Origin of the sequence: Cyanobacterium aponinum PCC 10605 (assembly GCF_000317675.1) — a bacterium.
In the GTDB taxonomy this organism is placed as follows: domain Bacteria; phylum Cyanobacteriota; class Cyanobacteriia; order Cyanobacteriales; family Cyanobacteriaceae; genus PCC-10605.
In genome coordinates this window covers 3,057,039-3,083,113 of sequence record NC_019776.1, presented here as the reverse complement: position 1 = coordinate 3,083,113, position 26,075 = coordinate 3,057,039, and the positions used below count along the sequence as shown (strand labels likewise).

The window sequence follows — 26,075 nt, the reverse complement described above, 5'->3', positions numbered from 1 at the left end:
TGGAAAAGTTGACATCATTATTGATTTAAGACAAACTTTACTTTAATTTCATAAAATCAGGAGTATATTAAGGATTAAATGAGAACCTTTAACAACATTAAAACCTTTGCTAGTTCTGTTAATGAGAATCGTCGCTTTCTCTTTGAAGTAGTGGGAGTTTCTCAACAGGAAAGCAATACATTAGACTATCCTATTCGTAAAAGTGGCAGTGTATTTATTGCTGTACCCTACGCTAGGATGAATCAGGAAATGAATCGGATTAACCGCCTTGGGGGTAAGATTATTAACATTACTCCCATTGATGGTCTAACTCCCGTTCAATCTCCGAGTCAAGGTTCTAGTACAACTACTGAAACACAACCCATGACTCAAAGCGAACCCAAAGCAAAAAAAGAAAAAAAAGAAGTAAAAGTTCCCGTTAATATTTATCGTCCTAAAAATCCCTATGTCGGTAAATGTTTAGAAAATTACGAGTTAGTAGCAGAAGGCGGTAGTGGTACTGTGCGTCATTTAACCTTCGATCTTTCTGCTGGTGATTTACACTATTTAGAAGGTCAAAGTATTGGCATTATCCCCCCTGGAGAGGATGATAATGGTAAACCCCATAAATTACGTCTTTATTCCATTGCTTCTACTCGTCACGGTGACAACAGAGATGATAAAACAGTTTCTTTGTGTGTGCGTCAATTAGAATACCAAAATGATGAGGGAGAAACCGTATATGGTGTTTGTTCTTCTTATCTTTGTAATTTAGAAGTTGGTGCAGATGTTGCGATTACAGGTCCTGTAGGGAAAGAAATGTTATTGCCCGATGATGAGGATGCAACTATCATTATGTTAGCAACTGGTACTGGTATCGCTCCCTTCCGTGCATTTTTATGGCGTATGTTCAAGGAAAGAGAATTAAACCCAGATTACCAATTTAAAGGTTTAGCTTGGTTAATTTTCGGTATTCCTTACACTCAAAACATTCTTTACAAAGATGATTTAGAGAAAATGGCGGCGGATTATTCTGAAAACTTCCGTTTAACCTATGCTATTAGCCGTGAACAACAAACTGCAGACGGTGGCAAAATGTATGTTCAAAGCCGTGTAAGCGAATATGCTGACGAATTGTTTGAGTTAATCCAAAAACCCAATACCCATGTTTATATGTGTGGTTTGAAGGGTATGGAGCCTCCTATTTCTGAAACCTTTACTGCTGAAGCAGAGAAAAGAGGTATGAATTGGGATGATTTACGCAAACAGATGAAGAAAGAAGAGCGTTGGCACGTTGAGGTTTACTAAATTGTAACTTAGTCTTAATGGTTTATGGTTTAGGTGTTAGGGAGATAAGGTATCAGGTGTCTAGTAGGGTGTTAGGGGTTGAATATATTCAACCCTTAGGGGGAATTTCTTTTTTATCTTAAACTCTGAACTCAAATTGATTGCCCTTTTGAAATCTATCTTAGATGTCAAAAGAGGACTCCCGTTCAATTTCTCCCGAAAAAATACCCTTGAAATGAACGGGGGATGAATTTTGACCAACAGAAAAATGGAGCGACATCTACATTTTGACACAAGTTTTGTAGATAACTTAAGATGTTAGAAAAGGTAAATTGTTTCCCAAATGTTGAATCTTTCCTACGAGTATAAACTCAAACCAAGTAAATTCCAGATCGAGCAAATAGAACACACGCTAGATGTGTGTCGCTCCATCTGGAATTTTGCGCTCTTGGAAAGAATCGACTGGATGCGGTCACGAAAATCACCTGTAAACGCTTGCTCCATTCAACAGGAGTATATTTTGTCACCTGAGACAAAATATCCTAATTACAATGAACAAGCAAAATCCTTGACTTTAGCCAGGAAGCAAAACAAAAAGATTGCGGACGTCAATGCTCAGGTTGAACAACAGGTATTAAGGACCCTAGAACGTGCTTTTGCGGATCGTGAAAAGAAAAATCTAGGTTTTCCCCGATTCAAGAATCTTAATCGCATGAGATCTTTCGTTTTCCCTCAAATGCTAAAGAATTGCATTAAAGGAAATCAAATTAAGTTACCCCAATTAGGTTGGGTTAAATTTAGACAATCTCGCCCCATTCCCGATGGTTTCTTGGTAAAACAAGCTCGGATAGTGAGAAAAGCGACAGGGTATTTTGTCATATTGTCCTTGCAGTCAGATGTGGATATTCCCCAGCCAATCCCTCATGGACATCCTAAAGGTTTGGACATCGGCTTTATCTGCGCTGTGGTGACATCAGACAATGAATCCATCCCTAGACCTAGGTTCTTAAATAAGTATTTACGGGAGTTGAAAAGACTACAAAGAATGCTGAAAAAGAAACAGAAAGGGTCTTGTGGATGGAAAAAGTTACAAAAACGTATTGCTCGGTTACATTTTAAGACTACTTCCCATCGTAAAGATTACCATTTCAAACTCTCCCACCACTTGGTAAAGGATGCAGGGATGATATTTGTTGAGGATATAAATTTCCGAATGTGGCAAAGGTCATTCTTGTCAAAATCTAGTGCTGATTTTGGTTTTGGACAGTTTATTGACATTTTGGAATGGGTTTGTTTCCGAACGGATACTTATTTGTGCAAAGTAGATCACCGTTACACAAGTCAAGGGTGTCCTGAATGTGGTGCGAGAACAGGGAAGAAAGACTTAAAAGAACGAGTACACCAATGTCCTGAGTGTGGTTACATTACAGGGCGAGATCATGCTTCTGCTTTAGTAATTAGGAATCGTGGTTTAGATTTAGTGGCGGTCGGGCAGTCCGTCCAAGAAAAGGCTAGTGGAGATGGTCGAGGCGGGGGCGAGTTTACTCGTCTAGCTACGAATCTGCGAAGCTAGAATCCCCCGCTCACAGAGTAGCTTGACGGGGGAGTGTCAATGATTTGAATCTGTAAGTACAAGATACGAGTATAATATTGTTTGACAAGTTGTACAGTAAATATTATAGATAATGAAAGGTTTAGCCTTATTAAGTGTTTCTGATAAAAGTGGTATTGTTGAGTTAGGACAAAAATTAGTAGAAGAGTTTGATTTTCAAATTGTTAGTAGTGGCGGGACAGCAAAAACTTTACAATCTGCTGGAATTCCTGTAACTAAGGTAAGTGACTATACTGGAGCTCCAGAAATTTTAGGAGGAAGAGTAAAAACTCTACATCCTCGTATTCACGGTGGTATTTTGGCTAATTTAGATTTGGAATCTCATCAGGAAGATTTAAAGGCTAATAATATTACTGCTTTTGATGTGGTTGTTGTTAATTTATATCCTTTTGAAAAAACTATTGCTCAGGATAACTGTACTTTAGCAGATGCGATCGAACAAATCGATATAGGGGGTCCTGCTATGGTAAGAGCTAGTGCAAAAAATTATCATCATGTTACTATTTTAAGTAATCCTGCCAGTTATGATGAATACTTGCAACAGTTAAGGGAGAATAAAGGTAAAACCACCCTTGAGTTTAGGCAAAAACGAGCTATGGAAGCCTTTGCCATGACTGCGGCTTATGATCAGGCAATTTGTCGCTATTTTGCCCAAGTTAACCCAGAATCAGCAAACTATTATGGTATTGGTGGAAATAAAATTACAACCCTTCGCTACGGAGAAAATCCTCATCAAAAAGCCAGTTGGTATCAAAGTGGAAATGAAGCAACGGGATGGGCTAGTGCACAACAATTACAAGGCAAGGAATTAAGTTATAACAATCTTGTGGATTTAGAGGCGGCGAGAAGAATTATTTGTGAGTTTCCTTCTGATACTCCTACTGCAGTAGTGATCAAGCATACTAATCCCTGTGGTGTAGCAACGGGTGAGACTTTGGCTACTGCTTATAATAAAGCCTATAATGCTGATTCTGTTTCTGCTTTTGGGGGAATTGTCGCTTTAAATCAACCTATTGATGCCCCTACAGCAACGGCAATGAGTAAAATCTTTTTAGAATGTATTGTTGCTCCTGATTGCACTGATGAGGCTAAGGCAATTTTAGGGAAAAAATCTAATTTGCGAGTATTATTATTATCCGATCTAAACTCTGGTAGTCAGGATAACATAAAAGCGATCGCAGGAGGTTTTCTGATACAGGAAAATGATTTAAGTATTGAATTACCTGAGTCATGGCAAGTAGTGACAGAAAAACAACCCACCCAAGAAGATTTAAAAGAACTATTATTTGCGTGGAAAGTGGTTAAACACGTTAAATCAAATGCGATCGCAATTACAAAAAATTGTACTACTCTAGGAATTGGAGCAGGGCAAATGAACCGTGTAGGGTCTGTTAAAATTGCCCTAGAACAAGCTCAGAATCAAGCACAAGGAGCTTATTTAGCTAGTGATGCCTTTTTCCCTTTTGATGACTCTGTCCGTACCTGTGGTGAAGCTGGAATTAAAGCCATTATTCAGCCCGGAGGTTCTATTCGAGATGAAGATTCCATTAAAGCGGCTAACGAATTAGGTTTAGTGATGGTATTTACAGGGGTACGCCACTTTTTACATTAAACACATTTTATTTGAGTTTGGAGTTAGGAAAGAGGTGTCAGATTTCAAGTTGCAGGTGGTAAAGGTTTAATATATTCAACCCTTACGGTTTTGGGTATTGGGGTGTTAGAGAGAAACAAGTAATGAGTTAGGAGTTAGTTAGGGGCGAATGGCCATTCGCCCGTACTGAAGTTATTAATTATCAACTATTTACCCTTGCCTTCCGGGGATAAAGGGGGATTTGCCCTTTGCCCTTTAAGACCAAATACAAAAAAGTACCCCCTAAAAAATTAGAAGGTACTTGCAGAAATTATGGTATTAGAGAATCAAGTTAGATGAAGTTATCCGTTGATAATGGGAGCAGAAATGGGTTCTGCACCAGCTAAATCTAAGGGGAAGTTGTGAACATTACGTTCGTGCATTACTTCGATGCCGATATTAGCGTAGTTAATCACATCAGCCCAACTTTTGATTACATGACCATTGCTATCAAGGATAGAATGATTAAAATTGAAGCCGTTAAGGTTAAAAGCAAAACAACAAACGGCTAGGGCGGCAAACCAGATACCAATTACAGGCCAAGCACCGAGGAAAAAGTGTAAGGCACGACTATTGTTAAAAGAAGCATATTGGAAAATCAATCTGCCAAAATAACCGTGAGCGGCGACAATATTGTAAGTTTCTTCTTCTTGACCAAATTTGTAACCACTGTTTTGAGATTCAGTTTCAGTGGTTTCTCTGACTAGAGAGGAGGTAACTAAACTTCCGTGCATAGCGGAAAATAACGCTCCTCCAAATACCCCTGCAACTCCCAACATATGGAAGGGGTGCATCAATACATTGTGTTCAGCTTGAAGCACAAACATAAAATTAAATGTGCCACTGATACCTAAAGGTAAGCCATCAGAGAAAGAGCCTTGTCCGATGGAGTAAACTAACAAAACAGCAGTAGCCGCAGAAACAGGTGCCGAGTATGCCACACAAATCCAAGGACGCATTCCTAAACGGTAAGATAATTCCCACTGTCTGCCCATATAGCAGTAAATTCCAATGAGGAAGTGGAAAATAATCAACTGGTAAGGGCCACCATTATATAACCATTCATCAAGAGTTGCGGCTTCCCAAATAGGATAAAAATGAAGTCCGATCGCATTTGAGCTAGGTACAACAGAAGCAGTAATAATATTATTACCATATAGTAATGCACCAGCCACAGGTTCACGGATACCATCAATATCCACTGGAGGAGCGGCAATAAAAGCGATGATAAAACAGGTGGTTGCAGTCAAAAGAGTAGGGATCATTAAAACTCCAAACCAACCGATATATAAGCGATTGTTGGTAGATGTGACCCACTGACAAAACTGCTCCCAAACAGATAATTGTTGGCTTTGTATCGTTGTTGTCATGTGTTTATGATTTCTTATTTAATTGTCTCGGTACAAATTAGATGATTCATTTATCACCATGTCTTTATATTACTAAATAGCGATATGGTTGTCAAGTAGAGAATGAATTTTTTTTCTCAAGAAATGTACAGTGACAAATTAAATGACGTAATAACAAATGAGTGTCACTTTAAAATAAGACTCTTCAAATCTTTATACATCAAAATCATAACTTGTCCCCACTCTAAAACGAGATGCGATCGCACATTAAGTAAGATTAACAAATTAGATGTCTAAAATTAGTATAAAACCATATGGTTTTTAAAATGTCGGCTATACTGTGACTAACTATAATCAACGCCTTAATGTCCGTATGGAAAGCAAACTGACTTTCAACGTTGGGAATCTGGATTGCTTTCTGCTTCTTAAATGACTATGGTAGTGATTCAGAAAGAGAGGACTTTCTTTATGGTAACTTGGAAAATATACCCGATGTAGAAAGTTTTGATATTTAAGCTATGGACATCTATCAACGATTAAATACCGATAGGACTTACGTTAATAGGATATGTCAACAATGGCAAATTGTCGAATTAGCCTTATTTGGTTCGGTTTTAAGAGATGACTTTAATCAAAATAGTGATATAGATTTATTAGTCACCTTTGCGGAAGATGCCAAAATTACCTTTTTCGATCTCGATACCATTGAACATCAATTCAGTTTATTATTTAATCGTGCCGTTGATGTGGTGACAAAAAGATCGATCGAAAATAGCCATAACTGGATCAGAAAAAACAATATTTTAAACAATTCTCAAATAATCTATGAACAGAAATCGGGAAGCAATCTTAGATTTAATAAAAGCCTGTAATTTGATTAGTGAACTACCCAAGACCGAATCGAAGATTACGGTGTGGGCTTCCTACCCAACAGATAGCGGTGTAGTGGATTTCTTACGTCCTCCTCTACCACGTCTTACATCTGGGCAATAGGCTTTATCCCCCGTATTTTATTGCTAAATATCCTCAAATTCCCTTTAATGCGATTCGGGGAATGCGTAATCGTGTTGTCCATGAATATAAAGAAGTTGATGTTCAAATTTTATGGGAAGTGACTCAATCTAATATACCTGAATTGTTAGCTCTAGTTGAATCTATTGATAAATTAGAGAATTAAAATCATAAAGTTAAATAAAAACACTTATTACTATTAAATCAATATCAAAAAAATATATTAATCATGGCTCAAATGATCCCTAGAAACTTTCCCTCAATAATAAAAAGTTATGCGGAAAAAAACTATTTGACATTTTTCATAAACACTTAAGTGATGAATACATCGTTTTTCATGGCACATGGTGGCAACACATAAAATATGTGGTTCAAGACAGAGAAGCTGATTTTATTATTATTCATCCCAAAAAGGGAATATTGATATTAGAAGTTAAAGGTGGACAAATTAGATATGATCATTTTAATAAAATTTGGTATCAAAATGAGAAAAGACTCAAAATATCCCCCTTTGAACAAGCAAAAGATATTAAGTTTAAATTTTTAGATTTTTTTTGACTTTCAACCTGTTCTAATTGCCAGTTGTTAAATTCTTGATAACAATCAAAATAAGGTTTATAAAGTACACTAGAAAAGTTATTATTTTCGCTTATTTTTATTTCTGTTTCTGTTTGTAAACGATAGGAAAAATATCTTTCTATTAATGTAAAATCTAATAATTCTGCAAGAACAATTATAAACATCTACTTAACAACTAAGTCTTTAAAAGGAACATAAATCATTCTTCTTAAGAACATATCGGATTTTGGCAAATAAAATGAAAATGCAGTATCTGCTTTATATGTTTCTGGTTTATCAAAAATTAATTCAACTTCCTTCCTTAATTGTTCTTTATTTTGTCTATAAAAATCTATCTCAATAAAATTACAAAATGAGTCTTGTTTTATTCTATAAAAAAATAGCAGATAAATAAGCTCTTTCAAAAGTTTCCGTATTTTTTATTTTTTCTTTAAAAAATTTTTTACTCATTAGATTATCAGTCTTTATTAATCTATTTTATTTACATTAATTCTCATGCTATAAAACTGCTTTTAACTTAGAATGAATCTGATCAATCCACAAAGGCACGATCAACTTTCCTTCCTCCAGAAGTTTGATCGCATCTTTCCGTTGATAAGGCAATAACTCAACAATACCATCATGAGCAATTACCATAAAAGGCTTCTTAAAGTCCGCATCGGTGAATGATGGCTCTTTTTCCCTCAAATCATTGAGGATTTTTTGTACTAAATTTGTCATAACGACACTAATCTATTACCGATGACAAATAATTTGTTACTGTACAATCGAACTTAGGTTGTATTAATTAAGATAACGGAGAGGGTGGGATTTGAACCCACGGACTGTTTCCAGTCACTCGATTTCAAGTCGAGCGCGATCGACCACTCTGCCACCTCTCCAAAAGATAGCCATTATACATTATAACATAATAATTAGACATAAGGGTAAAATCTTGGAATATCCCCTTAAAGCCTAGACACTAGATGTTAATATATATTCTATATTTTTTGTGATTTACATTTATTGATTAGATGCTCAGTAGTTTTGGTTATACATTACCTGTATTTGCCACAGCCTCAGCAGTGGCAGGTATTAGATATTTAGATAATAATTTGGAGGATAATTCTGTAGAAATTGATTTAATTAATCCACCAGAAAAAGCCATTATTCCTATTGAGCAAATCGCTAAAATTAGTAGTAATCAAGTATTAGCAATTACGAGATCTCAACCGGGTACAAATCTGGATATAACTCGCAATACTCCTATTTGGGGTTTAGTTACCCTAACTCCTAGTCAAGAAACAAAAATTATCATTGAAGGAGGAGAAGGGGTGGGAAAAATTATTGATTTAGGGGGAAAATCTGCTATTTATAATTATGCTCACAAACTACTAGAATTTAACATTTTAAATAATCTTAAAAATCATTCTTTAGTTGAAGTAAAAATTATTTTACCTGAAGGAAAAAAACTCGCAGAAAAGACTTCTAATTCTGCTTTTGGGGTAATAGAAGGGTTGTCTTTGTTGGGTACAAGTGGAATTTCTCAACCTTTGACGAGCAAGGAACAGTTAGAATTATATCAAGAGGAGTTAATTAATAAGAGTAAAAATCATGATCAATTGATATTTTGTATTGGAGAAAATGGTTTGGATTTAGCGGTTAAATTAGGTTTTAATCCTTCTCAATTAGTTAAGACTGCTAACTGGTTAGGTTCAATGTTAGTTACGGCTTCTCATGCAAAAGTTAAATCAATTATTCTTCTTGGTTATCATGGTAAGTTAATCAAATTAGCCGGTAATATTTTTCATACTCATCATCATTTAGCCGATGGAAGACTAGAAATTTTAACTGCGATCGCATCTTTTTTGGGGTTAAATCAAGATGTTTGTCGATTATTATTCACAGCAAAAACTACTGAATCAGCATTAGAAATTTTGCGAGAATTTGATAGAAATAATAATAGTAACTGGACTGAAAAAATATATAATTATATAGCTGAAAAAATAGCTAAAAATTCAGAAAAATATATTCTTAATCATAGTGATTTTCCTGTTAAGATAGGAGTTATTTTATTTAATCGTCAAAGAAATATTATTGCAAAATATCAATAAGTGAGTAAAACGATAATCATCTTATCTGAGTTCGCTTAATCTATCCTTAATCATCCCTATTTAAAATTAAATAACCTGAGTTTTGGATAAGCTAGTTTTGGATAAGCTGAAAGCATCCCAACTCGTAGTCAGAAAACCTTATAGCTTCTTAAAAATAAGAATAAAATTGCCTTAACCCGAACTGATTTAATTAATAACTCTGAACTCCCTAACACCTGCAACCTGACATCATCTTTTCATCAACCCCTAACTTAATGATTGACTGAATTTGTATGGACTACTTTTTAGTCTGTGGATTGGGATATTTAGGACAACATTGCGTAATCGCCTTAAAAAAATTTGGCGTGAAAGTAATTGCCATTGAAAAAAATCCTCCCTCTGATTGGGAAGTGAAAAATTTGCACGAATCTTTGGATGAATTAATTATTGGTGATTGTAGTCAACAGAATATTCTCTTACAAACTCCTATTAGTAAAATTCGAGCGGCTTTAATTGTCACAACTATTGAAAAAGTTAATATTGAAACTGCCATCGCAATTCGTGCATTGAATCCCCATACTCGTTTAATTGTAAGGAGCGATCGAGAAAATCTCAACTATTTATTAAGTAATCAATTAGGTAACTTTGTTGCTTACGAACCTAAACACTTACCAGCAAACGCCTACGCCTTATCCGCATTAGGAAAAGACACTATCGGCTTTTTAGACTTAGAAGGGGGCAAAATGAGAATTAATCGTTTACAAATGCCTTCTCATCACCCTTGGTATAGTTACAAATCCCTTGAAGAATTAAATACCCGTCACCGTCGTATTATTACCCATTATCGTCATAATTTTCCTGACACAGAGGTTAATTTCTATCAATGGAATCCTGAAGCTAAGTTGCAACCCCAAGATACCATCGTTTATGTGGAAACCGAAGATAACTACTTAATGACAAAGGGTTATAACAACAATTCATCCCAAAGAAAATTATTTCAAAATATTATTCAATACATAACCCATATTCAACATCGATTTAATCGCTATCTGAAAGAATTTTGGCAGTTGAATCGTAAACAACAAATTAGAAGAGTTGCTTTGGTATGTACATTAGTTGTTTTTTTATTATTAATTATTGGGACAATACTTTTCCATTTTTACTATCCATCCATTAGTTTTACTTCCGCATTTTATGTCACAGCAATATTGTTATTAGGGGGTTATGCTGACTTATTCTCTCCTTTTGAGCCTTTATCTAATTTACCTTCATGGTTAGAATTATTTAGTCTTCTTTTAACTCTAACTGGCACTGCTTTTGTGGGGGTTTTATATGCTTTGTTGACAGAGGCTTTATTGTCTTCTAAATTTCAGTTTAATAGTAAACGTCCTCCCATACCAAAAGAAAATCATATCATCATAGTTGGTTTTGGCAGATTGGGGCAGAAAATAGCGGAAAAACTACAGGAGTTGAAAAAACCTGTATTAGCAATAACTCTTAATTCTATTACAGATATATCTACTGCTTTAACAATCCCTTTAATCTCTGGTCATAATTTAAATGATAGTCTCAAACTAGCCTATTTAGAAAAAGCTAAAAGTATGGTAATTGTCACCGATGATGACATTATCAATATTGAAATTGCCTTACTGAGTCAAAAAATTAATCCTAACTGTCAGTTAGTTATTCGTACTAATGGAGATACTTTAACGGAAAATCTAGGTCAACTGCTACCTCATGCTACTATAATTGATCCCTACATAGCGGCGGCGGAGGCTTTTACGGGAGCGGCTTTTGGAGAAAATATCCTCGGTTTATCTCGTTTACAACGGCAAACGATTTTGGTTACTCAATATCACATTGAAGCGAATGACACTTTACAAGGTTTACTGTTATCCGAAGTTGCCTATGGTTATGGAGTGATTCCTGTCATCTATCAAAGTCATCTCGATGCCTCTAGCGTTACTTTACCTTCTGATGATATACGTTTAGCAGTGGGAGATTTATTGATTGTTTTAGCTACCATTGAAGGGTTAAAAGCCATAGAATTAGGCAAACCTCATTTAAGACAATGGCAGTTAGAAATTTTGTCCGCTAAGTCGAAGATGACTATTTTTGATGGTACAAGTGCGATCGCACGTATTTCAGGATGTTCTTTAAAAATAGCGAGGGAAGTTATGGATAATATTCCTTGTATTTTACCAGTAAAAATGTATCACCATCAGGCAGTAAGACTGAAAAAAATATTACACCAGAATCAAATTCAAAGCCATTTGGTAAGAGTTAGATAGACTTTCATACACCTAAACACTTTTTAAAAACTTTCTAATCGCTTGATTTCAGAATTAAAATTAATAGAATTTGACAAAAATAGTAAATAAATTGATTTTCTTAGTTTTTTTTAAATAGCTCAAACTCCTGTAAGAGTGGCTATTGACCCTTTCTCATTCCCTGCCTTAACCAGAAAACTTAAATGCAAACCAGTTTATAAATAACTAATGAGTCAATATTCAAAAAACCAAACTGTCAAACCTGCCACCTGAAACCTGAAACCTGAAACCTGCTCTTACCCGATATTTTTGCCGAAAAACGAGGGTTTTAATTGGGGGCAACCCACATCAAAGTTTGTCCATATTCCACAGGTTCGCCATTTTCTACCGCAATCTCCATTATTTGTCCAGAAACTTCCGCCTCAATTTCATTCATTAGCTTCATAGCCTCAATAATACAGACTACTTGACCATCAGAGATGCGATCGCCATTTTCCACAAAAGGAGGCTCACCCGGGGCAGGGGCGCGGTAGAATGTACCAACCATTGGGGAAGTGATAGCTAACCAATTATCTGTTTTTTTACTAGCAGAAGATTTTTCCGCAGGAGGAGTTGAGGGAGTATCTACCTCCACAGCATGATTATTTTCTTGAACGGGGGTTATAGATTGAGGAGGGCTTACTGGGGTAGCAATAGAATAGACAGCATTGTTACTGTAAGGAGAATTTTTTTGCAATGTTAGCTCAAAATCACCCTCTTTGATCGCTAATTCCGAAATATCTGTTTTTGCGATCGCTTCTATAAATTCTCGTAGTTGATTAAAGTCGATTGGCACTGTTAAATAATAATATTATTAATAGTTGTATTTACAATTTATTACAAAAAAGACAGAAAAAATAAATTTATTTAATCTTATAGCAATCAGTCTTAACCTATCAAATATCAGTACCATTATAAATAAAACACTGATAAATAAATATTATGGAGTTGATCTGACTGCTTTAGTTGAGAATGAAATATTTAATAAGGATTAAGAATTACTCTCTGCCTAAATAACTATCATTTCTAGTATCTACTTTAACTTTTTCGCCGATAGAAATAAATAAAGGAACCATAATTTGTGCTCCAGTTTCCAAAATAGCAGGTTTTGAACCACCTGTTGCGGTATCACCCTTCACACCGGGGTCTGTTTCAATAACTTCTAATACTACAGAAGTAGGTAATTCTACTTCTAAAACGGTATTATTCCAGAAAAGAACATTAACCTCCATTTCCTCTTTAATATATTTTGCTTTGTCTCCCACTTGCTCCTCTGAAAGTCTTGCTTCTTCAAAGGTTTCCATATCCATGAACACAAATTGATCTCCATCTTTATAGGTGTGTTGCATGGTACGTTTATCTAAATTTGCTTGAGGCACAGTTTCCCCTGCACGGAAAGTTTTTTCTACAACACTACCTGTCTGGGCATTTTTTAATTTTGTACGCACAAAAGCTGAACCCTTGCCCGGCTTAACATGGAGAAACTCAACAACTCTCCAAACACCACCATCCAATTCAATACTCACACCGGGGCGAAAATCATTACTAGAAATCATAAAAATTAATACTCTTTATCTTTAAATATTTATCTATTTTTAATTCATACTGGCTATAAAAATACCAAAACTATATTCTCTCAAAATGGTACTAATGACAAGTAACAATTAGTAATTAAGACAAGGCAATAGGCAATGGGCAATAGGCAAAAGTGTTTAATTAACTCTACCACCCCAAAACCCTAAGCCCCTACTTCCCCCTCTCACCCCCTCCCCTCATCTCCTCATCACCCTACCACCTGCAACCTGCAACCTCTGTCTCCCTCTTTTAGTCAAAGCAAGTGCGAATAATTAAGTTACTATGTATAGGAGTATTTTACTACTGAGCTTATAAAGCAAAAAAATATCGAACTATCAGGATTGCCATAATGGATGGATCATTTACTCTTACCCTACAAATAGTAATTACCGTTGTAGCGGGGATTAGCGCCCAAGTATTAGGGGAATTTTTTAAAATCCCTAGTATTGTTTTCCTGCTAATTTTCGGAATTGCGATCGGTCGAGATGGTTTGGAGTTACTACATCCAGAATTACTAGGCTCAGGATTAGAAGTGTTAGTTGCCCTTTCCGTTGCCATTATTTTATTTGAAGGGGGCTTAAATTTAGAGTTAAATAAAATCGGACAAGTATCAGGAAGTATCCGTAATTTAGTAACTATTGGCACTCTCATTACCTTTCTGGGAGGAGGGATGGCGGCTCATTGGTTTGCAGAATTTCCTTGGCAAATAGCCTTTTTATATGCCTCGTTGGTAGTGGTGACAGGTCCTACGGTAGTCGGTCCACTACTTAAGCAGGTTACAGTGGATAAAAGAGTTGCCACTTTATTGGAAGGAGAAGGAGTACTAATTGATCCTGTGGGCGCTATTTTAGCAGTGGTTGTATTAAATACGATTCTTAACCAATCAGCAAACTCTTTAGAAATTGTTTCTGGTTTGCTCTTGCGTCTTAGTTTTGGGGCGATTTTAGGAGGAATTAGTGGTTGGTTATTAGGCACTTTTCAAAAAAAAGCTAACTTCCTCAGTGATGATTTAAAAAATCTCGTGGTTTTAGCGGGAGTTTGGGGTACTTTTGGACTTTCTCAAATGATTATTAGTGAGTCTGGATTAATGGCAACTGTTACCGCAGGTATCGTTTTAAGGGCGGCGGGGATTCCAGAAGAAAGATTGTTATTGAGATTTAAAGGGCAGTTAACAACTTTGGGGGTATCCGTTTTATTTATTCTTTTAGCGGCGGATTTATCTATTGCCAGTATTTTTGCCCTTGGTTGGGGTAGTGTTGTCACGGTTTTAATTTTAATGTTTGCAGTGCGCCCGTTAAGTATTTTGGTTTGTACTTGGGGTAATGGGATGAATTGGCGACAAAAGTTTTTTTTAGCTTGGGTTGCACCCCGTGGTATTGTGTCTGCTTCTGTTGCTTCTTTATTTGCTATTTTACTTACTCAAAATGGGATTAATGGTGGCAGTTCCATTAAGGGTTTAGTATTCTTAACTATTATGATGACTGTCTTTTTACAGGGATTGACAGCAGGTGCGATCGCAAGATTGTTGAAAATCACTTTAGATCAAGCCTCTGGAGCAATGATTGTCGGTTGTAATCCTTTAGGAAGATTGATTGCTAGTTTAATTCAAGCTGAGGGAGAATCAGTAGTTTTAATTGATACAGATAAAGAAGATTGTGAGAGAGCAAAACAAGACAATCTCTCGGTATATGAAAGTAGTGCATTAGATCATGAACTATTAGAAAAAGCAGGGATAGATTCTTTTGGTACTTTTATCGCTTTAACAACTAACGCAGATGTTAACTTAATGATCACTCAAAGGGCATTAGAAGAATTTTCTCCGCCTCGATTATTCGCAGTATTTCCCAATGATGAAGAAAACAAAATCAAAACGAATAAACAAAAAATTAATCAAGCATTCATTTCTAAATTATCAGTTAAAGATTGGAATCAATATCTCAAAGAAGGACAATTTAAACTAGGTAAAACCATTATCAAACCTCAAGTTGAGTTACAAACAGTACATTTGAATAGCCTGATTAACTCAGGGGAATTACTACCTCTGCTTTTGAAAAGAAAAGGCAAATTGCAAATTGTTGGTGCTGGGGAGGAATGGCAACCTAATGATGAGATTATTTATTTACTTCACGACTCTCGCCCTCAACTTTTAAAACAACTGTCAGGAAATACGGTTTCTTCTCGCTTTAGTCTTAGTCAATTACCAGAAGTGGAGGAAATCCCTATTGCAACTTTGATGAAAGTAGTTAATTAATTGACGTTACGCACTTATTCATGTGTTAAGTTAAGGGAGGTTTCAGGTTTCAGGAAATAATAAATTTTCATCGATGGTGATTTAAGAAAAGGGCAAAGGGCAATGGGCAAGGGGCAAAGGAAAAATTAAGAATTAAGAATTAAAAACTCCTGTACGGGCGAATGGCCATTCGCCCCTAACTAACTCATTACTCATTACTTGTTTCCCCCTCTCACCCCCTCCCCTCATCTCCTTATCTCCCTACCACCTGCAACCTGCAACCTGACACCTGACACCTAACCTTGTCGGATATTTTTAAACCGAAATGAAGTTAATAACCCAACACCTTAACGCCTCCTTCTTAAGGAACTCAGGTGGAATTTTATTAACCAAATCTTAATTATTAGAGAAGTTCTAATTTTGACGGTACAATTAACTCTACAGATATTTGCTGAGATTAATTCACATATTAAATACGATTAATTATTAATTTTTTATCGATAAGTTATGGTTTATACAACAGGTTCAGTAGCAGAATTTATTTCTAGTGTTGAACCCTTTAATAATCTTTCCCGCAGTGAAATAGAGGTCATATCTCCCCATTTTAAGCCCTTAAAATACGAAATGGGGCAAATTATGTTGGTTAAGGATAATATTCCCCCTCATGTAGCAATTATTTACGAAGGTCAAGCTCGTTGTATTGCTTATGATCCTCGAAATAATTTACCTGTTAGTGTTCAGTTACTCAGTTATGGTAGTGTTATCGGTTGGGAAAGTTTAATGCGGGGCTTTTCGACAGAAACTGCGATCGCATCTACGGAGGTGGTTGCTCTAACTATTGATAGAGATAAGTTTTTAGATTTACTTAAACAGCATTCCAGTTTAAAAAATTATTATCAGCAAAAAGCAGGTTTAATCGAGGTATTTGATTTATTAGGCTCTCAACTGGTCAAAAAAGCTATTGCTCACGGAGATATTAAAGCCCTCGCTAAAGATGCCGTTAATAAAGCTCAAGTTTGTCATTTAGTGGCTGGAAAATGCGATCGCCTTCCAAATCCTCCCGAAAATCAGGAATGGGTATTAAGTAGCGGAAAAATCAACGGTTTCGACATCGGAGATATAGTCACAATAAATGAAAGTTTAACCCTAGAAACTAACTGCCGTCTTATTTCCTTGAGCATTCCCCAATCTATTCCCCTTAAAAATCAAAATGGGCAAGTAATAGAAAAAGATGAGGAAGAAGATTTATGGGCAGAAGAAGACAGAAAAGAAAACAATTCTCCTTCTCAAACAGCCATTACCCCTGCTGTATTGATGGATAACGAGGAAATCCCTTTAGCTGACCCTCAAATTCTACAAAAACAACCTCGCACTCTTCAAGCAGAATCCCGTAAACCCCTGAAAGATTATCCTTTCTATAGCGGTAGAAGTGAAGCCGAAATCGGTATTGCTTGTATGCGAATGCTATCTAAATATTATCGAATTCCTTTTCGGGGAGATGTTTTAGAACGTATTATTAAAGAGCAAGTACAAAGAAATGGGGCATTATCCCTTGATGTTTGTGGAGCTATTACAGAATTAATCGGCTTAAATGCACAACTAATAGGTGTTCCTGCCGGGGCATTTGGCAAACTCGAAGGAACTTTTTTAACTAAGTTGTCCGATTCTCTGGTTGTTGTCTATACAGCCAATGAAAAAACGGTCATCGTAGGCGATCCCACTTTAAGAGGAGTTAGAGAGTATAAAACCCTTGAATTTCTGGAAATGTGGGGACAAGAAGGGAAAGTTTTATTGTTGAAAAAAACAAAAGAAACCCCTGAAGAAAAATTTGGTTTAAATTGGTTTGTTCCTTCCATCATTAAATATAAATGGGTTTTATTAGAAGTATTTATAGCTTCTTTCTTTGTGCAACTATTCGCCTTAGCAAATCCTCTGATGATTCAAATTATCATTGATAAGGTGATTGTGCAAAATAGCCCCGACACTCTGCAAGTATTGGGTATATTTTTAGTTGTTTTAGCGGTTTTTGAGGCAATTTTAAGCACCCTGCGGACTTATTCCTTCGTTGATACTACGAACCGCATTGATATGACCTTGGGATCGGAGATCATCGATCACCTTTTAAGGCTACCACTCAGGTACTTTGAAAAGCGTCCTGTGGGGGAAATTTCCACCCGTATTAACGAGTTAGAGAATATTAGGTCATTTTTGACGGGAACTGCCCTAACAGTGGTGTTAGATGCTATTTTCTCGGTAATTTATATTGTGGTTATGTTTATCTATAGCCCTTTATTAACCTTTGTGGCATTAGGTATCATTCCTATTTTTGTGGCGTTAACACTAATATTTTCCCCTCTCATTCGTCGTCAATTAAGGGCAAAAGCCGAACGTAATGCTTCGACTCAATCCCATTTAGTGGAAATTATGTCGGGGATTCAAACGGTAAAAGCACAAAACATCGAGTTAAAATCCCGTTGGGAATGGCAGGAAAGATATGCTAGATATGTGGGTACAGGTTTTAAAACCGTTATTACTCAAACCCTTGCAGGTTCTGCTAGTAATTTCTTAAATAAATTGTCTCAGTTATTAGTGTTATGGGTGGGTGCATATTTGGTTTTACAAGGAGATTTAACTTTAGGACAATTAATTGCTTTCCGCATCATTTCTGGTTATGTTACCCAACCGATTTTACGTCTTGCTCAATTATGGCAAAACTTCCAACAAACAGCCCTTTCTTTAGAACGTTTAGCGGATATTGTTGATCATCCTCAAGAAGCAGAAGAAGATAGAGATAATATACCGATGCCTTTGATTGATGGTCATTTACAGTATGAAAATGTTTGTTTTCGTTTTAAGCCTCACGGTCCTTTACAATTAAACAACGTTAGTATCGACATTAACGCTGGTACTTTCGTGGGTATCGTAGGGGAAAGTGGGGCAGGTAAAAGTACCATGACAAAACTGGTTTCTCGCTTATATGAACCAGAATCTGGACGTATTTTAATCGATGGTTATGATGTTAACCGAGTAGAACTGTATTCTCTCCGTCGTCAGGTGGGGGTTGTACCTCAAGAGAGTCTTTTATTCGATGGCACTATTTTCGAGAATATCGCTTTAACTAATCCTTCTGCTAGTTCTGATGAAGTGATTCGGGCGGCAGAAATTGCTTGCGCCCATGAGTTTATTATGAATCTTGCTAATGGTTACAATACCAGAGTGGGAGAAAGGGGGGCTTCTCTTTCTGGGGGACAAAGACAAAGAATTGCGATCGCACGTTCTGTTTTACAAAATCCTCGGATGTTAGTCTTAGATGAGGCAACCAGTGCTTTAGATTACAATACAGAGGCTCAAGTTTGTCATAATCTAATTCATGCTTTCCACGATCGCACAGTTTTATTTATTACTCACCGTTTAGCGACTATTCGCAGTGCAGATTTAATTGTGGTGATGGATAGCGGAATTATTGCTGAAAAAGGAACTCATGATGAGTTAATGGCTTTACAGGGGCGTTATTATCATCTTTATCAACAACAACAAAAAGTTAAGAGTTAGTTCGGAGTTCGGAGTTCGGGGTTCGGATAAATTAAGAATTAAAAATTAAGAATTAAGAATGAAAAACCACGAATACTTATTACTTACTGATGTTACGCAAAAAGATAATTAGTTGTTGTTTTGAGGTATCAGGTGTCTGGTTTAAAGTCAGAAAAATTCACCCTTTTTTATTTTGACTTAGTTTTTCGATTAAACTATGTAACATTCTGCCAATTTCCTCACATTTGTTTAAAGTAACTTTTAATTCTTGCTCTTTAAGATAACCTCAGTTCGGTTTAAGAATATTGGATAAGGGTAGGTGTCAGGTTTCAGGTTGCAGGTTGCAGGTGTTGAGAGAAAGTAATGAGTAACAAATAATGAGTGTTCGGGGTTTTTAATTCCTAATTCTTAATTTTTCCTTTGCCCCTTGCCCATTGCCCTTTGCCCTTTTCTTAAATCACCATCGATGAAAATTTATTATTTCCTGAAACCTGAAACCTCCCTTAACTTAACACATCAATAAGTGCGTAACGTCAGTTACTTATTTATTACTTGTTTCCCCTTTTCCCCTCATCCCCTCATCACCTCATCTCCCCATCCCCTAACACCTGCAACCTGCAACCTGACACCTGATACCTAACCTTATCGGAAATTCTTAAACCGAACTGAGGTTAATTAAATTAGGTCTGCTTGATAAATAATCACTGCTAAAAGGGCAGAAAATATAGTAATTCCCGTTGCCACAAGGGGGTGTTGTCCTTGACTAACCGCATAAGATGTAATAATTCCTGCACCAATAGCGGCGGTTAAACCTGCACCTACTAAATCTTTTCCCTGATTATCTCTCATTTATTTTAGTGTTTTATGTAAATGTTTATTTTTATATAAATCTCAAGCTAACACCTTTTTTTTAAGGGAATAATCTTTTGTTAATAACATTAATAATTATCTATATTTCTTAATAATTTCACCTTTTTAATAATGTTTTCCAGATAAAATTTTAGGTGTTGCTGATTTTAGATGTGATTTTTTATTTAGGTGAGCAATAGGCAATAGTGATAATATTTTGATGTCTCAATTTTTGGTATAATTTCAGTACATTTCATACCATGATTGAGCAACGCTAAATTTTAATTACAATAGATTTTAATAAATGAAATTAATCAAAACAATTGATATAAATAAATATTGTTTGCTTGATCCTAAACAAACCATAGTAGATAATGGAAGGTAAAAGAAAATAATAGCGGGGACGTTAGTTATGGGATCTAAAGATGTACAAGTGTGTAATATTGCTTTGGATACGAGAATATTCCGTTCTCGAACTTGGGAACGCTTAAAGTTTGAGGTAGAATATGGCTTAAGTCGTGGTACAACGGCGAATAGTTTTTTAATCGAAGCAGACAAAACCGCTTTAATTGATCCTCCGGGGGAGTCTTTCACTGAAATATTTTTATCCGCTTTATCGGCAAGAATTGATTTAAAAAAGATTGATTATGTGATTTTAGGACATATCAATCCTAATCGTGCTTTTACTTTAAACCGACTAATTCAATTAGCCCCTCAAATTACTTTTATTGTCTCTAATACGGGAGCAAAATCTTTACGAGAAATTTTTGAAAACTCCTATAGTGAAACAGTTAAAGATTATTCTTTAAATATTATTTCCATCAAAAATGACTATCAATTAAATCTAGGAAAAGAGCATCAATTAGATTTTATTACTACTCCCAATCCCCGTTATCCTGATCAACTTTTAACTTTTGATAAAAAGACTGATATTTTTTACACAGATAAGTTATTTGGTTCTCATGTTTGCGGGGATCAAATATTTGATGAAGGTTGGCAAGTTTATTTTGAAGATAGACGATACTATTTCGACTGTGTCATTGCTCCTTACAGTAATCAGGTGAGTAAAGCATTAGAAAAAATTAAGCCTTTTTCTGCTCTGGTTTATGCCCCTAGTCATGGTCCTCTAGTGAAATATGGTTTACATGAGTTAACGGGTTTATATTCTCAATGGTTATCTGCTCAACAAAATCAAACTCTTAATGTTGCTTTGGTTTATGCTTCTGCTTATGGTAATACCGCTATTTTAGCTAATGCGATCGCACGGGGAGTTACTAAAGCGGGGGTAAGGGTAGAATCTATCAATGCAGAGTTTGCCGCTAGTGAAGAAATAAAAGAAGCGATCACCACTTGTGATGGTTTTATTTTCGGTTCACCGACATTAGGAGGTCATGCACCAACTCAAATTCAAAGTGCTTTAGGTGTTGCTTTAGCCACTGCGGATCGCAATAAGATAGTGGGGGTATTTGGTTCTTATGGATGGAGTGGAGAAGCCATAGACCTATTGGAATCAAAGTTTAAGGATGGGGGTTATCGCTTTGGTTTTGACACCATTAGAGTTAAATTTAAGCCCACTGAAGCAATTTTAAAAACCTGTGAGGAAGCAGGAACAGATTTTGCTCAAGCCCTGAAAAAACGCAAAAAGGCTCTAAAATCGAAGGAATCTGCCGCTAGTAATACCTTAACAGCCCGTACAGAACAAGCCTTAGGGCGCATTATTGGTTCTCTTTCTATCGTCACTACTCAAAGGGAAGAATTAAAGGGAGCGATGGTTGCTTCTTGGGTGTCTCAGGCAACTTTTACGCCCCCGGGTTTAACTATTGCAGTAGCCAAAGAAAGAGCGATCGAATCTTTGTTACCTATTGGTAGTCATTTTGTCTTAAATATTCTTGAAGAAGGGAAACATATCGATTTAATGAAACATTTTCTCAAGCCCTTTGCCCCCGGAGAAGACCGTTTTGTGAATATTAATTGGGAAACCGCCGACAATGGTAGTCCTATTTTAACTGATGCTTTAGCCTATCTTGAATGTGAAGTCAAAAATCGTTTAGAATGCGGTGATCATTGGGTATTATATGCGATCGCAACTCAGGGTAAATTACTTTCAGAAACAGGAATAACCGCTATTCATCACCGTAAATCTGGTACACATTACTAGAGAAGAAAGTTGTTTTGAGGTGTCAGGTATCAGGTGCCAGGTGTCAGGTTTAAAGTCAAAAAAATTTACCCTTTTTTCTTTTGACTTAGTTTTTCGATTAAACTATGTAACATTCTGCCAATTTCCTCACATTTGTTTAAAGTAACTTTTAATTCTTGCTCTTTAAGATAACCTCAGTTCGGTTTAAGAATATTGGATAAGGGTAGGTGTCAGGTTTCAGGTTGCAGGTTGCAGGTGTTGAGAGAAAGTAATGAGTAACAAATAATGAGTGTTCGGGGTTTTAATTCCTAATTCTTAATTTTCCTTTGCCCTCCCCCCTCTCGAGGGGGGATAAAGGGGGTTCGCCTCTTGCCTCTTGCCTTTTGCCTTTTTTCTCCATCATTCATAGATGAAAATTTATCCCGAACTCAGGTTAAGATAGCCTAATCGTCCTACAATCATCAAATGAGTTTCTAGTTCTTTGAGTGAGCCATTTGCCATAGAAAGATGACGGATATAATCACCCAAATGATTTCTCCCTTTTCCTTCTGCGATGTTGGCAGGAATTGAAACTGCGGCTCTTTGTATTTGATTACTTAAACCATAAATTTCTGTTTTGGGAAATTGAGACGTTAATTGATAACATATTACTACCAAATCCATTGATTTTTGCCAAACCGTTAAATCTCGATAACTTTTTAGTTCAATCATTTTTATTATTTCCCTTAAGGGGGGACAATAACTCTAAAAACCTTATAGGTAGCAGGTAGCAGGTGTTAGGTGTTAGGTTTTGTCTCCACTAATATTTATCATTATCTCTATTTACTCAATGGTTCAAATAATAGGCAAAACTATTGGATTATCAACATTTTGAGATAATATGTCGGGCTATTTATTTCGTAAAGACAAAATACTGTTCATGTATTTAAAACCTGCAACCTGAAACCTGAAACCTAAAACCTACCCTCACTGCAGTTTCATTGTCTCCCCGTCAGATTATTTCCTGAAACCTGAAACCCTCCTTAACTTAACACATGAATAAGTGCGTAACGTCAGTTAGATAATGTAAACATCAATATCTTGATAAAATTCTTGTTGATGTAATTCAACCTTTGATTGAGAGGAAAGCAATAATAACGCCCAAAAAACTCCGACTTTATCGGATTTTGTTTCTTGTTTATGACTTTGCCAATGGCTGATTAGTTGTTCTAACTTGATTTTATTCTCATTAACAGTAATTAAATTATCTCGGAGAAAATTATTGATTTGTTCAGCTAATTCGGTCAAATTTTCATTATGAGCTAAATCAGTAATTGTTTTGAGGGCTTGTTTACGGGTATAGCCTCTTTTTGTTTTATTTAAAGGCAAATTGTGGTCTATGGTCTTACTTTTCCCTTGTAATTCTTTTTCTATTGACTGAAGTTGGGCTATGAATTCCCCTAGAGTCACTTTTCTTTTGGCAACAGGTAGAGCAGATGTTCTTCTTTTAATTTTTTTGTCTAGTTCATTAATTTGATAGCGTTTTGTTTCTAATTCGAGATTATCTTCTATATTTGTTTCTGCCGATTCCTCGTCTTCTGGATTTAATTCACTAATTCTGGCAAGGGTTTCTGCTTTTAATAAAACTAATTTAGAAGCCCATAACATCACCTGCCCGGATTGAGATAAATCAGTTTCCTGCACAGATAGGTTATCGCTATCATTTATTCCTAATTCAGCTAAAAAACGGTCAATAATTTCAATTACTTTGACATCCCAAGGATCAATTTCTCCTGTTTGGGCTAGTTCTATCAATTGTTCTATTGCTTCACTGGCAGGACTTTTTGTTAATACCATCGGCTTTTTCTTGAAGTTAGATTTGGGCTATTTGGGTAGTGAGGAAATTTGTTGATTCTAAATTGTTAATTCTTAATTTCGTTTTATGGTTAAATATTAACCGTATTGATTAACTATAAGTAAGGACAATATTAAAAATGGATTTATCTCGTATTCCTGCTCAACCTAAACAGGGTATTATCAACGTTTTAATCGAAATCCCCGGCGGTAGCAAAAATAAATACGAATTTGATAAGGATATGAATGCTTTTATCCTAGATAGAGTTTTATTCTCCTCAGTCAAATATCCCTATGATTACGGTTTTGTACCTAACACTTTAGCAGATGATGGTGATCCTCTTGATGGTATGGTAATGATGGATGAACCTACTTTCCCCGGTTGTGTTATTGCCGCTCGTCCTGTTTGTATGTTAGAAATGATTGATGGAGGCGATCGCGATGAGAAGATTTTATGTGTACCCGCCGAAGACCCTCGCTATGATCATGTTAAATCTTTAAAAGATATTGCCCCTCACCGTTTAGAGGAAATTGCTGAATTTTTCCGTAGCTACAAAAATTTGGAGAAAAAAGAAACTCAAATTCTTGGTTGGAAAGATATTGATCAAGTTGCTCCTTTAGTGGAACAATGCGTTAAGGCTTATAAATAATGGGATTTAGGTGCGATCGCACTTAGTCATAACGGTAAGTTGGGTTAACGAAGTGTAGCCCAACACAAAAAATATAAAACAAGAAATCAATTTCTTGCTAATAGCTTAAACCCATTTCAATGGGTTATTTTTTTCGATTATCTTCTCATTCTACTTAAGATGCGATCGCATCAAATCAAAATCAACACTGTGAGCATCAAAACCAAAAAAATCTTTTCCCGTGTTGGCTAAAGTCACCTACAAGTTTTATGAGTTAAGATAAACTCGATGAAATAGTTGCAAAATTTTTTCATGCCTAATCAAGTAATTGTTAATTCCCCTTCCATCGTCCATGAATCTGTACATAGAATTATTCAAGTTTATCAAAATTATCATAGCACCGGGGAAGATCCAAAACCTAAAATTTTAGATCGTCATTTAATTGGTTTAACTACTAATCAAATCTGTTATTTAACCCTAAAACATAATAGCGATAAGTTAAAAGAAATTCGTTATTCTACGGAAGAATTAATGATTTTTCCCGCAGGAATTAATCATTGGGCAAGTTGGAAAAATTCCACAGGTATTTTTTTATCTATTGATAATAAATTATTCGATTCTTATGCCCAAAAACTACTAGATGGACAAACTTTTCAGTTAATTTCTCATCTTAAAATGAGAGATAATTTTTTGAGAGAATTAATAGGTGCGATCGCACTTGTTAGTAAAAAATCTAGTGAAATTGATGATTTATATTTAGAAAGTCTTTTCAGTACCTTAAGTTTACATTTAATCTCAAATTATACAGAGAAAAAAACAATTAATAAATCAAACTACGGTGGTTTAGCACCACATAAATTATCCATCGTAATTGATTATATCAAGAGCAATCTTAACGAAAAAATAACCATCGCCACATTAGCTAATTTATTAGCCTTAAGTGAATATCATTTTATCCGTTGCTTTAAAGAAAGTACAGGAATTAGTCCCTATCAATATATCTTAAAAGAAAGACTAAAAAAAGCTGTTGAAATGATTAAAAAAACCGATGAAAATTTAGCTCATATTTCCCTTATTTGTGGTTTTTCTTCTCAAAGTCAAATGAGTGTTATGTTAAAAAAACATTTTAATTTAATACCTAAAGATTTGCGTGATAGTTAAAGTAATTTAGACAAATAATTAGGTTTTTTTCTCTCGCAAAGGCACAAAGAGTATAGCAATCCTGAATGGGTTGTGTTAATTATTTTGTCAAAAAAGGCAACAGGCAACAGGCAAAAGGCAAGAGGGATGGTATCTTCGATGTTTTTTTCTAATAATTGATTTTTCACAAATGATTTAAGAGTGCTATATCATATATATCTTTCATGAATTTTAAGCTATCAAAGGAAATAAAAAAACCGCAAGAAAACATCTAAACCGCAATAATCTACAAGACAAAGATTCATCAATTATGGATACTTTCA

At 35.6% G+C, this 26,075-nt stretch carries 21 protein-coding genes and 1 tRNA gene; 13 read left to right on the top strand and 9 right to left on the bottom strand.

Annotated features, from left to right (window positions below):
* Positions 1-78 precede the first annotated feature (78 nt).
* The 3 genes from cpcD/petH (at position 79) to purH (ending at position 4,490) form a co-directional block, all read left to right on the top strand.
* Positions 79-1,287, top strand: coding sequence for a bifunctional rod-capping linker CpcD/ferredoxin--NADP reductase PetH (gene cpcD/petH, locus CYAN10605_RS12895; RefSeq protein ID WP_015220389.1), 1,209 nt, complete (start codon positions 79-81; stop codon positions 1,285-1,287).
* A 322-nt stretch (positions 1,288-1,609) separates the two neighbouring features.
* On the top strand, positions 1,610-2,839 hold the full coding sequence (locus tag CYAN10605_RS12890; RefSeq protein ID WP_015220388.1) for an RNA-guided endonuclease InsQ/TnpB family protein: 1,230 nt from the start codon (positions 1,610-1,612) through the stop codon (positions 2,837-2,839).
* Between the two features lie 112 nt (positions 2,840-2,951).
* Positions 2,952-4,490: a bifunctional phosphoribosylaminoimidazolecarboxamide formyltransferase/IMP cyclohydrolase gene (purH, locus tag CYAN10605_RS12885; protein WP_015220387.1), complete on the top strand. Its 1,539-nt coding sequence runs from the start codon at positions 2,952-2,954 to the stop codon at positions 4,488-4,490.
* Positions 4,491-4,810: 320 nt separating this feature from the next.
* Here the strand turns inward: purH and psbA are convergent, their stop codons facing one another.
* A complete protein-coding gene (psbA, locus tag CYAN10605_RS12880) occupies positions 4,811-5,878 on the bottom strand; it encodes a photosystem II q(b) protein (protein WP_015220386.1) in 1,068 nt (355 codons plus the stop codon).
* A gap of 497 nt (positions 5,879-6,375) precedes the next feature.
* Here psbA and CYAN10605_RS12875 point away from each other — a divergent pair, with 497 nt between their 5' ends.
* The 3 genes from CYAN10605_RS12875 (at position 6,376) to CYAN10605_RS19445 (ending at position 7,426) form a co-directional block, all read left to right on the top strand.
* Positions 6,376-6,729 (top strand): nucleotidyltransferase family protein, encoded by a 354-nt coding sequence (locus CYAN10605_RS12875; protein WP_015220385.1) that lies wholly within the window; start codon positions 6,376-6,378, stop codon positions 6,727-6,729.
* Positions 6,730-6,911: 182 nt separating this feature from the next.
* Positions 6,912-7,034, top strand: coding sequence for a HepT-like ribonuclease domain-containing protein (locus CYAN10605_RS19170; RefSeq protein ID WP_241212766.1), 123 nt, complete (start codon positions 6,912-6,914; stop codon positions 7,032-7,034).
* A gap of 131 nt (positions 7,035-7,165) precedes the next feature.
* Positions 7,166-7,426 (top strand): nuclease-related domain-containing protein, encoded by a 261-nt coding sequence (locus CYAN10605_RS19445; RefSeq protein ID WP_083887259.1) that lies wholly within the window; start codon positions 7,166-7,168, stop codon positions 7,424-7,426.
* Here the strand turns inward: CYAN10605_RS19445 and CYAN10605_RS18640 are convergent.
* The 3 genes from CYAN10605_RS18640 to CYAN10605_RS12855 form a co-directional block, all read right to left on the bottom strand.
* Positions 7,348-7,611 (bottom strand): hypothetical protein, encoded by a 264-nt coding sequence (locus tag CYAN10605_RS18640; protein WP_015220384.1) that lies wholly within the window; start codon positions 7,609-7,611, stop codon positions 7,348-7,350. The two genes, CYAN10605_RS19445 and CYAN10605_RS18640, sit on opposite strands and share 79 nt — an antisense overlap.
* Before the next feature lie 334 nt (positions 7,612-7,945).
* Entirely contained in the window at positions 7,946-8,167 is a 222-nt protein-coding gene (locus tag CYAN10605_RS12860) for a hypothetical protein (RefSeq protein ID WP_041922509.1), read from the bottom strand.
* Positions 8,168-8,243: 76 nt separating this feature from the next.
* Positions 8,244-8,328: transfer RNA gene (locus CYAN10605_RS12855), tRNA-Ser, on the bottom strand.
* Between the two features lie 132 nt (positions 8,329-8,460).
* Between CYAN10605_RS12855 and cbiD the strand changes: the two genes are divergently transcribed.
* Positions 8,461-9,540, top strand: coding sequence for a cobalt-precorrin-5B (C(1))-methyltransferase CbiD (gene cbiD / locus CYAN10605_RS12850; protein WP_015220382.1), 1,080 nt, complete (start codon positions 8,461-8,463; stop codon positions 9,538-9,540).
* Between the two features lie 272 nt (positions 9,541-9,812).
* On the top strand, positions 9,813-11,810 hold the full coding sequence (locus CYAN10605_RS12845) for a potassium channel family protein (protein ID WP_015220381.1): 1,998 nt from the start codon (positions 9,813-9,815) through the stop codon (positions 11,808-11,810).
* Between the two features lie 307 nt (positions 11,811-12,117).
* Here the strand turns inward: CYAN10605_RS12845 and accB are convergent, their stop codons facing one another.
* Both accB and efp read right to left on the bottom strand, forming a co-directional pair.
* The gene (gene accB / locus CYAN10605_RS12840; RefSeq protein ID WP_015220380.1) at positions 12,118-12,624 is read right to left on the bottom strand and encodes an acetyl-CoA carboxylase biotin carboxyl carrier protein; all 507 of its coding nucleotides are present in this window, start codon (positions 12,622-12,624) and stop codon (positions 12,118-12,120) included.
* A gap of 202 nt (positions 12,625-12,826) precedes the next feature.
* Entirely contained in the window at positions 12,827-13,384 is a 558-nt protein-coding gene (gene efp, locus CYAN10605_RS12835) for an elongation factor P (protein WP_015220379.1), read from the bottom strand.
* Between the two features lie 368 nt (positions 13,385-13,752).
* On the opposite strand from efp, the gene CYAN10605_RS12830 reads away from it, so the two are divergent.
* Positions 13,753-15,654, top strand: a complete 1,902-nt coding sequence (locus CYAN10605_RS12830) for a cation:proton antiporter (RefSeq protein WP_015220378.1) — start codon at positions 13,753-13,755, stop codon at positions 15,652-15,654.
* A gap of 486 nt (positions 15,655-16,140) precedes the next feature.
* Positions 16,141-19,185, top strand: coding sequence for a peptidase domain-containing ABC transporter (locus CYAN10605_RS12825; protein ID WP_015220377.1), 3,045 nt, complete (start codon positions 16,141-16,143; stop codon positions 19,183-19,185).
* A 654-nt stretch (positions 19,186-19,839) separates the two neighbouring features.
* Here the strand turns inward: CYAN10605_RS12825 and CYAN10605_RS18890 are convergent.
* A complete protein-coding gene (locus CYAN10605_RS18890) occupies positions 19,840-20,013 on the bottom strand; it encodes a hypothetical protein (protein ID WP_015220376.1) in 174 nt (57 codons plus the stop codon).
* Positions 20,014-20,425: 412 nt separating this feature from the next.
* On the opposite strand from CYAN10605_RS18890, the gene CYAN10605_RS12820 reads away from it, so the two are divergent.
* Positions 20,426-22,171 carry a diflavin flavoprotein gene (locus tag CYAN10605_RS12820; protein ID WP_015220375.1) on the top strand — a complete coding sequence of 582 codons (1,746 nt, stop codon included), beginning with the start codon at positions 20,426-20,428 and terminating at the stop codon, positions 22,169-22,171.
* A 396-nt stretch (positions 22,172-22,567) separates the two neighbouring features.
* Here the strand turns inward: CYAN10605_RS12820 and CYAN10605_RS12815 are convergent, their stop codons facing one another.
* Positions 22,568-22,861 (bottom strand): four helix bundle protein, encoded by a 294-nt coding sequence (locus tag CYAN10605_RS12815; protein ID WP_015220374.1) that lies wholly within the window; start codon positions 22,859-22,861, stop codon positions 22,568-22,570.
* A gap of 345 nt (positions 22,862-23,206) precedes the next feature.
* Positions 23,207-23,986, bottom strand: a complete 780-nt coding sequence (locus CYAN10605_RS12810; protein ID WP_015220373.1) for a segregation/condensation protein A — start codon at positions 23,984-23,986, stop codon at positions 23,207-23,209.
* 137 nt (positions 23,987-24,123) lie between these two features.
* Between CYAN10605_RS12810 and CYAN10605_RS12805 the strand changes: the two genes are divergently transcribed.
* Together CYAN10605_RS12805 and CYAN10605_RS12800 are read left to right on the top strand one after the other, a co-directional pair.
* A complete protein-coding gene (locus CYAN10605_RS12805) occupies positions 24,124-24,633 on the top strand; it encodes an inorganic diphosphatase (protein WP_015220372.1) in 510 nt (169 codons plus the stop codon).
* 291 nt (positions 24,634-24,924) lie between these two features.
* Complete coding sequence (locus tag CYAN10605_RS12800; RefSeq protein ID WP_015220371.1) at positions 24,925-25,773, top strand: helix-turn-helix transcriptional regulator; 849 nt, start codon at positions 24,925-24,927, stop codon at positions 25,771-25,773.
* The last annotated feature ends 302 nt before the right edge of the window (positions 25,774-26,075 follow it).